An 8,126-nucleotide genomic window follows, 5' to 3' on the forward strand; every position below is an offset into this window, starting at 1 on the left:
CCGCGATGGGCTGCAAAGCAGCCCCAGAATTTCAAAGGTAAAGCAGGATCAGCGGGTAGCCACCTTGGGCTTGTACGCACAATACCCCGGCCGCGGCCCGATCTTCGGGTGATTGCGGCAGGTGTCCGGGCGCTTGTCATAAATGGTGCACAGCCGGCTCTTGCGGTCCAGATACATGCAGTCGTCGTTGCTCATCCGGGTCAGGGTGAAGATCCCCGACTTCTGGTTGAAACGCTCGATGATGCCTTCCTTCTGCAGGCGTTTGGCCACGTTTTTCGGGGGTTCGTCTTTTTCGAACTCGTCCACCACGCCGATGCGGATCAGATCCTTGATCTTCACCTCCACCGGCAGGGTGCAGCAGGTCGAGTGGCAGCCACCGCACATGTGGCTGGCATAGCGCTGCCAGGTCTCCAGGCGGTCGACTTCGGCGGCGGCGATCAGGGTCGGTTTCATGGTTGCGGTTTTATTCTTGCAAGGAAAATCACGGTTTTGGGGCGCGCGATGATACCGGAGTTGTTCAATTTGTGAACAACCTTTTGCCGGTTTCGCCAGCGGTGGATGAAAACCGCGAACCGTCGCTGTCGCTCCGTGTCAGAGCGTCTAGGCTGAACAATCTCCCTGCGCTTTCGCCCATTTGCCCGAGGATGCCTCATGTCCCAGGAAACCGAAGCCCGTGACGAAAAGGACCATAGTGCAGAGGTGGCGGCCTTTCGCGCCGCCGTGCTGGCCAAGCTGACCTACGCGGTCGGCAAGGACCCGGAACACGCTTTCGACCACGACTGGTTCGAGGCCATCGCCCTGGCCGCCCGCGACCACATGGTCGATCACTGGATGGACCATACCCGGCGGGCCTACCGACGCAGCCAGAAGCGTGTCTATTACCTCTCCCTCGAATTCCTCATCGGCCGCTTGCTGTACGACAGCCTGAGCAACCTCGGCTACCTGGAGATCGCCCGTGAGGCGTTGCAGGGGTTGGACGTGGACCTTGAGCGCATCCGCCTGCTCGAGCCCGATGCGGCGCTTGGCAATGGCGGCCTCGGGCGCCTGGCGGCGTGCTTCATGGAGAGCATGTCGACTTTGGGCATCGCCGCCCATGGTTACGGCATCCGCTACGAGCATGGCCTGTTCCGCCAGGCGGTAGTCGATGGCTGGCAGCAGGAGCAGACCGAGAACTGGCTGGATTTCGGCAACCCCTGGGAGTTCGAGCGCGCCGAGGTGATCTATCCGATCAGCTTCGGCGGCAGTGTCGAAACCGTGCACGAGGGCAATGGGCAGCAGCGCCAGGTCTGGTGGCCGGGCGAGACGGTGCGGGCGGTGGCCTACGACACACCGGTGGTCGGTTGGCGCGGCGCCAGCGTCAACACCCTGCGCCTATGGAGGGCCCGGGCGTTGGAAGAACTGCACCTGGAGCGCTTCAACGCCGGCGACCACCTGGGCGCAGTGGCCGAGGTGGCCCGCGCCGAGAGCATCTCGCGGGTGCTGTACCCGGCCGACAGCACCGAGGCCGGCCAGGAGCTACGCCTGCGCCAGGAATACTTCTTCGTCTCGGCCTCGCTGCAGGACCTGTTGCGCCGCCACCTGAACATGCATAAAGACCTGCTCAACCTGCCGGATGCCGCAGCGATCCAGCTCAACGACACCCACCCGTCGATCGCCGTGGCCGAGTTGATGCGCCTGTTGGTGGACCAGCACGAAATCCCCTGGGACAAAGCCTGGGAGCTGACCGTCGGAACCCTGGCCTACACCAACCACACCCTACTGCCCGAGGCCCTGGAAACCTGGCCGGTGGCGCTGATGGAGCGCATGCTGCCGCGGCATATGCAGATCATCTACCTGATCAACGCCTACCATATCGATGCCTTGCGGGCCAAAGGCCTGCACGACTTCGATGTGCTGCGCGCGGTGTCGCTGATCGAGGAGGACAACGGTCGCCGGGTACGCATGGGTAACCTGGCGTTTCTCGGCTCGCACAGCGTCAACGGCGTGTCGGCGCTGCACAGCAAACTGATGAAGAGCACGGTGTTCGCCGAACTGCACAAGCTTTACCCGCAACGGATCAACAACAAGACCAACGGCATCACCTTCCGTCGCTGGCTGTACCAGTCCAACCCGCAGCTCACGGCGATGCTGATCGAGGCGTTGGGCCCGCAGGTGCTGGACGACCCGGAAGGCAAGCTCAAGGGGCTGGCGCCTTTTGCCGACAAGGCCACCTTCCGCAAGCAATTCGCCGCCCAGCGCCTGCACAGCAAGCGCGCATTGGCCAGCATCATTCAGGACCGGCTGGGGGTGACAGTCAATCCGCAGGCGCTGTTCGACGTCCAGGTCAAGCGCATCCACGAGTACAAGCGCCAGCTGCTCAACCTGTTGCATACGGTGGCGCTGTACCAGGCGATGCGCAATGACCCCGGGACCGACTGGGTACCGCGGGTGAAGATCTTCGCCGGCAAGGCGGCGGCCAGCTACCACCAGGCCAAGCTGATCATCAAGCTGGCCAACGACATCGCCCGGGTGGTCAACAACGACCCCACGGTGCGTGGCCAGCTCAAGGTGGTGTTCCTGCCCAACTACAACGTCAGCCTGGCCGAGAGCATCATCCCGGCGGCGGACCTGTCCGAGCAGATCTCCACCGCCGGCTACGAGGCGTCCGGTACCAGCAACATGAAGTTCGGCCTCAATGGCGCGCTGACCATCGGCACCCTGGATGGCGCCAATGTCGAGATGTGCGAGCAGGTGGGCGCCGAAAACATGTTCATCTTCGGCCTGACCGCCCAGCAGGTGGAGGCGCGCAAGCGCAGCGGCGATTTCGGCGCCGCCGCGGCGATTGCCGCCTCCCATCGGTTGGGCGATGTGCTGCAGGCGATCCGCAGCGGCGTGTTTTCGCCGGACGACCCGGCGCGCTACGCCGGGCTGGTGGACGGGCTGATCGCCTATGACCGCTTCCTGGTATGCGCCGACTTCGATGCCTACTGGGACGCCCAGCGGCGGGTCGAGGAGCTGTGGCACGCGCCGCAGGACTGGTGGCGCATGGCAGTGCTGAACACGGCGCGGATGGGCTGGTTCTCGTCGGACCGGACCATTCGTGAGTATGCGACCGAGATCTGGAAGGCGCTGGATTGAGGTGAGGCCATTCGCGGGTAAACCCGCTCCCACAGGGACCTCACAGGTTTCAAAGCCTGCGCAGTACCTGTGGGAGCGGGTTCACCCGCGAATGAGGCAGATGCCGACTATCGGCCTGGCGCGGGCTGAACTACCGACCTAATGTGCCGTCTGACAGCCCAGGCAAGTCTCTTTGCTCGCTAGCCCGCAACTCTCCCTGTAAACTGCGGGGGTTTTTCTCCCCCTATTCCTTTCGGAGCCATACATGTCCCGCGTTACCCTGAGTCGCTATCTGATTGAGCAGACCCGCAGCAACAATACCCCTGCCGATCTGCGCTTCCTGATCGAAGTGGTGGCGCGTGCGTGCAAGGAGATCAGCCACCACGTGTCCAAGGGCGCCCTGGGCGGCGTGCTGGGCAGCATGGGCACCGAAAACGTGCAGGGCGAAGTGCAGAAGAAGCTCGACGTGATCTCCAACGACATCCTGCTCGAGGCCAACGAGTGGGGCGGCCACCTGGCCGGCATGGCGTCCGAGGAAATGGACAACGCCTACCAGATCCCGGGCAAATACCCGAAAGGCGCCTACCTGCTGGTCTTCGACCCGCTGGACGGCTCGTCGAACATCGACGTCAACGTTTCGGTCGGCACCATCTTCTCGGTACTGCGTTGCCCTAACCAGTACCTGAGCCAGAACGAAAGCCTGAACGAAGAAGCGTTCCTGCAGCCAGGCACCGAGCAGGTCGCCGCCGGTTACGCCATCTACGGCCCGCAGACCATGCTGATCCTGACCCTGGGCAACGGCGTCAAGGGCTTCACCCTGGACCGCGAGCTGGGCAGCTTCGTCCTGACCCACGAGAACATCCGCGTGCCGGAAACCACCGCCGAGTTCGCCATCAACATGTCCAACCAGCGTCACTGGGAAGCCCCGGTGCAGCGCTACGTGGGCGAGCTGCTGGCCGGCGAGACCGGTCCGCTGAAGAAGAACTACAACATGCGCTGGATCGCCTCGATGGTGGCCGACGTGCACCGCATCCTGACCCGTGGCGGTCTGTTCATGTACCCGCGCGACGCCCGTGAGCCGAGCAAGCCGGGCAAGCTGCGCCTGATGTACGAAGCCAACCCGATGTCCTTCATCATCGAACAGGCTGGCGGCGCCTCCACCAACGGTTACGAGCGCATCCTCGACATCAAGCCGGAGAGCCTGCACCAGCGCGTGTCGGTGATCCTCGGCTCGAAGGAAGAGGTCGAGCGCGTCACCGCCTACCACAAGGAGTAAGTCATGCTCGCACCTTGGCAGCCGTTGCTGGAGTGGTGGTTCGGTTGGGGCAGCAGTGCCCAGGCCGTGGCTGACGAGAAGAACACGCTGTGGTTCGGCAAGCACCATGACGCCGAAGCCCAGGCCCAGTTCGGCCATCTGGTCGAGCAGGCCCTCTCGGGCGGGCTCGACGAGTGGCAGCAGAGCCCGCAGGGCTGGCTTGGCCTGCTGATCCTGCTGGATCAGCTGCCGCGCATGATCCACCGCGACACGCCGCGCGCCTTCGAGGGCGACCGGCGGGCGCAGGTGGTGGCGATGCAGGGCCTGCAAAAGGGCTGGGACTACCAGTTGCTGCCGATCCAGCGGGTGTTCGTGCTGCTGGTGCTGGAGCACGCCGAGGTGCTGGACTGGCAGAACCTGTGTGTCGAGCGTTACCAGATGCTGCTGGATGAACAGCCCGAGGCCAACCGCCGGTTGTTCGAAGGCTTCCTCGACTATGCCGAGCAGCACCAGCGGGTGATTGCCAGGTTCGGGCGCTTCCCGCACCGCAACCTGGTGCTGGAGCGGCCGAGTACCAGCGAGGAGATGGATTTCTTGCTGGAGCCTGGGTCCCGCTTCTGAATAGCCGGGCCTGCTGCGCAGGCCTTTCGCGGCACAAGGCCGCTCCTACAAGGAATCGCATCCCCCTGTAGGAGCGGCCTTGTGCCGCGATGGGCCGCAAAGCGGCCCCCAGGGCCTTCGAATCAGATCCTGAAACTCCCCACCAGATGCTTCAACCGCTCGACCTGATGCTCAAGGTCGGTGCAGGCACGCAAGGTGCTCTGCAGGTTGTGCACCCCTTCCTGGTTCAACGTATTGATCTCGTTGATGTCGACATTGATCGACTCGACCACGGCCGTCTGTTCCTCGGTGGCGGTGGCTACCGACTGGTTCATGCCGTCGATCTCGCCGATTCGCTGGGTGACGCTGCCCAGGCGCTCGCCGGCCTGGTTGGCGATGCCCACGCTGCGATCGCTGTGCTGCTGGCTCTGGTTCATGGTGCTGACCGCCACCTGGGCGCCGGCCTGCAGCTCCTCGATCAGGCGCTGCACCTGCTGCGCCGAGTCCTGGGTACGGTGGGCCAGGTTGCGCACCTCGTCCGCGACCACCGCGAAGCCGCGCCCGGCCTCGCCGGCACGGGCGGCCTCGATGGCGGCGTTGAGCGCCAGCAGGTTGGTCTGCTGCGAGATGCCGCTGATCACATCGAGGATCTGGCCGATGTTCGCCGTGTGGTTGTTCAGCGTCTCGATATTGCCGCTGGCGTCGCTGATGCGCGCCGACAGCTGGTTCATCACGTCGATGGTCTCGCCGACCACCTGCTGGCCTTCCTCGGCCAGGCCGCGGGCGGCGCTGGAGTGCTGCGAGGCGAGGGCGGCGTTCTGGGCGATTTCCTGGGCGGCGGCACCCAGCTGGTTGATCGCCGCGGCCACGCTGCTGGTGCGGCTCGATTGCTGGTCGGCATTGTGGATCGAGGCGTTGGAGGCGTTGACCACCTGGCCGGCCACGGCATTCACCTGGCCGGTGGCCGAGGCCACTTCACGGATCGACTCGTGGATCCGCTCGACGAAACGGTTGAACGACTGCGCCAGGCTGCCGAACTCGTCCTGGGCGTGGATGTTCAGGCGCCGGGTCAGGTCGCCCTCGCCCTCGGCGATGTCGCGCATGGCGCGGCCCATGACGTGCAGTGGCTCCATCAGCACACGGATCAGCAGGCCGAGCAGGGCGATGATCACCACCACCGCGATCAGCGTCGCCACCACCGCCGAGGTGCGCAGCTCGCCGAGCATGGCGAAGGCCGCGTCCTGGTCCAGCACCAGCGCCACGTACCAGTCCGCCGACGGCACGCCGTCGACGTGGGTGAAGCTGATGAACTGCCGGCGGCCCTCGACCTCGACCTCTTTCAGGCCGCTGCCGATGCGCAGGTCGCTGCCGGGGTAGACATCGGCCAGGGTCTTGAGCGCCAGTTCGCCCTTGGGATGGATGAGCACCTTGCCTTCGCCGTTGACGATGAAGGCATGGCCGTGGCCGCCGAAGTCGAGGGTGTTGATCAGGTTGCTGATGGTCTGCAGGTCGGTGTCGACACCGCTCACGCCGATCATGCGCCCGCCCTGTTGCACCGGGGTGGCCAGGGTGATCACCAGCTTGCCGGCCGAGACCGAGATGTACGGCTCGGTGACGATGGTCTGGCCCGCCGCGCTGGCCGCCTTGTACCAGCCGCGCACGCGCGGGTCGTAGTCGGCGGCGCGGTTACCCACCGGCACCGACTGCATGCTGCCGTCCTGGCCGCCGAAGTAGGTGAGGATGAAGTTGCCGCTGTACACCGGCAACGCCAGGATGCGGTCGAGGCTGTTCTTGGCCGGGCCGTCGACGGCGATCTGCTGGGCCACCGAGCTCACCAGCTGGATGCGGCTGTCGAGCCAAGTGCGGATGTTGCCCGCGGTCAGGTTGCCCAGTGACTGCAACGTCGATTCAGTGTCGCTGCGCAGCGACTGGCGCTGCCGGTAGTCGTTGAACAGGACGAAGCAGGTGAAGGCGACGGCCACCACGAGGGCGGCGGCCAGCAGGATCTTGTGGCTGAACTTGAGGTTCTTGGTCATTTTTCTTGGAATCTGCGCACGGGCACGAAGGGGAGGGGTGCGGCAAAAGGCCACACCACCGCTCTATGTCGACGCGCAGGAATAAAACATTAATCGTTTGCGCGCCAGGCGACCAACGGCGCACAACGAAACCTGGGCCGCCAGGGAACCGCGGAGCCTTTTTCCCTTCTAAGCTCCCTGCAGGCCTTCGTACCTGCGTATCCACCTCCAGGAGTGTCCCTTCATGTCGTTGCGTTCCCTCGCCCTGTTGTCCTTGTGCGTCGTCCTGACCGCCTGCAGCAAGATCAACCAGGAAAACTATTCCAAGCTCAAGGCCGGCATGAACAAGGCCGAGGTCGAGCAATTGCTCGGTTCGCCCAAGGAGTGCTCCGGGGCACTGGGCATGAGCAGCTGCACCTGGGGTGACGAGAAGAGCTTCATCAGCGTGCAGTACGCGGCGGACAAGGTCCTGATGTATTCCGGGCAGGGCCTCAAATGAGGCGTCTGCACCTGCTGCTGGGCGTGTGCCTGGTGATGCTGTTGGGTGGCTGCGCCACCTCGGCCACCGACCCGCTGGCGCCGAAGACCGCAGGTGCGGTCGACCTCAAGCGTTACCAGGGCAAATGGTTCGAGCTGGCGCGCCTGCCGATGAAGTACCAGGATGGCTGCGCCCAATCCGAAGGCCACTACAATCTCAAGCCCGACGGCACGGTCGGCGTGCTCAATCGCTGCCGCACCATGGGCGACGAGTGGCTGCGCGCCGAAGGCCATGCCACGCCGCAGGAGGCCGGGCACACCGACAAACTGTGGGTGGAGTTCGATAACTGGTTCACCCGCCTGGTGCCGGGCGTGGCCAAGGGCGACTACTGGATCCTGTTCGTCGATGAGCGCTACCGTACCGCGATTGTCGGCAGCCCGGATCGCAAGTACCTGTGGATTCTTTCGCGTACGCCTTCGCTGCCGGCCTGGGAGCGCGAGAACCTGCTGGCCAAGGCGCGGCAGCAGGGGTATGACACCAATCGGCTGATCTGGCGAGTGTCCGACAAGCAGATTGTTGCCAGGCATTGAGATCCAGGTGGTTGCGATCCCTGTAGGAGCGGCCTTGCGCCGCGAAAGGGCCGCAAAGCGGCCCCGGCGATCTTTGCGCTGTCTCTTATACA

Annotated in this window: 7 protein-coding genes; 5 read left to right on the forward strand and 2 right to left on the reverse strand. The window is 64.4% G+C overall.

The genetic code is table 11. The features are described from left to right. Positions 1-48 precede the first annotated feature (48 nt). Positions 49-453 carry a YkgJ family cysteine cluster protein gene (locus NMG10_RS25610; protein ID WP_203648377.1) on the reverse strand — a complete coding sequence of 135 codons (405 nt, stop codon included), beginning with the start codon at positions 451-453 and terminating at the stop codon, positions 49-51. A 198-nt stretch (positions 454-651) separates the two neighbouring features. On the opposite strand from NMG10_RS25610, the gene NMG10_RS25615 reads away from it, so the two are divergent. The 3 genes from NMG10_RS25615 to NMG10_RS25625 all read left to right on the forward strand — a co-directional run bounded on the left by NMG10_RS25615 (position 652) and on the right by NMG10_RS25625 (position 4,972). Further along, entirely contained in the window at positions 652-3,117 is a 2,466-nt protein-coding gene (locus NMG10_RS25615) for a glycogen/starch/alpha-glucan phosphorylase (RefSeq protein ID WP_232854940.1), read from the forward strand. Between the two features lie 244 nt (positions 3,118-3,361). Then, complete coding sequence (locus NMG10_RS25620; protein WP_203648374.1) at positions 3,362-4,372, forward strand: class 1 fructose-bisphosphatase; 1,011 nt, start codon at positions 3,362-3,364, stop codon at positions 4,370-4,372. 3 nt (positions 4,373-4,375) lie between these two features. Next, positions 4,376-4,972 (forward strand): DUF924 family protein, encoded by a 597-nt coding sequence (locus tag NMG10_RS25625; protein WP_203648373.1) that lies wholly within the window; start codon positions 4,376-4,378, stop codon positions 4,970-4,972. Between the two features lie 122 nt (positions 4,973-5,094). Here NMG10_RS25625 and NMG10_RS25630 read toward each other — a convergent pair whose 3' ends face one another. Continuing rightward, complete coding sequence (locus NMG10_RS25630; RefSeq protein WP_232854941.1) at positions 5,095-6,987, reverse strand: methyl-accepting chemotaxis protein; 1,893 nt, start codon at positions 6,985-6,987, stop codon at positions 5,095-5,097. 223 nt (positions 6,988-7,210) lie between these two features. On the opposite strand from NMG10_RS25630, the gene bamE reads away from it, so the two are divergent. Next, positions 7,211-7,465 carry an outer membrane protein assembly factor BamE gene (gene bamE, locus NMG10_RS25635; protein WP_028688397.1) on the forward strand — a complete coding sequence of 85 codons (255 nt, stop codon included), beginning with the start codon at positions 7,211-7,213 and terminating at the stop codon, positions 7,463-7,465. Continuing rightward, on the forward strand, positions 7,462-8,034 hold the full coding sequence (locus NMG10_RS25640) for a lipocalin family protein (RefSeq protein ID WP_254465361.1): 573 nt from the start codon (positions 7,462-7,464) through the stop codon (positions 8,032-8,034). The genes bamE and NMG10_RS25640 overlap by 4 nt, the downstream gene beginning before the upstream one ends. Positions 8,035-8,126: the final 92 nt, after the last annotated feature.

The organism is Pseudomonas sp. DVZ6, assembly GCF_024259445.1.
GTDB lineage: Bacteria > Pseudomonadota > Gammaproteobacteria > Pseudomonadales > Pseudomonadaceae > Aquipseudomonas > Aquipseudomonas peradeniyensis.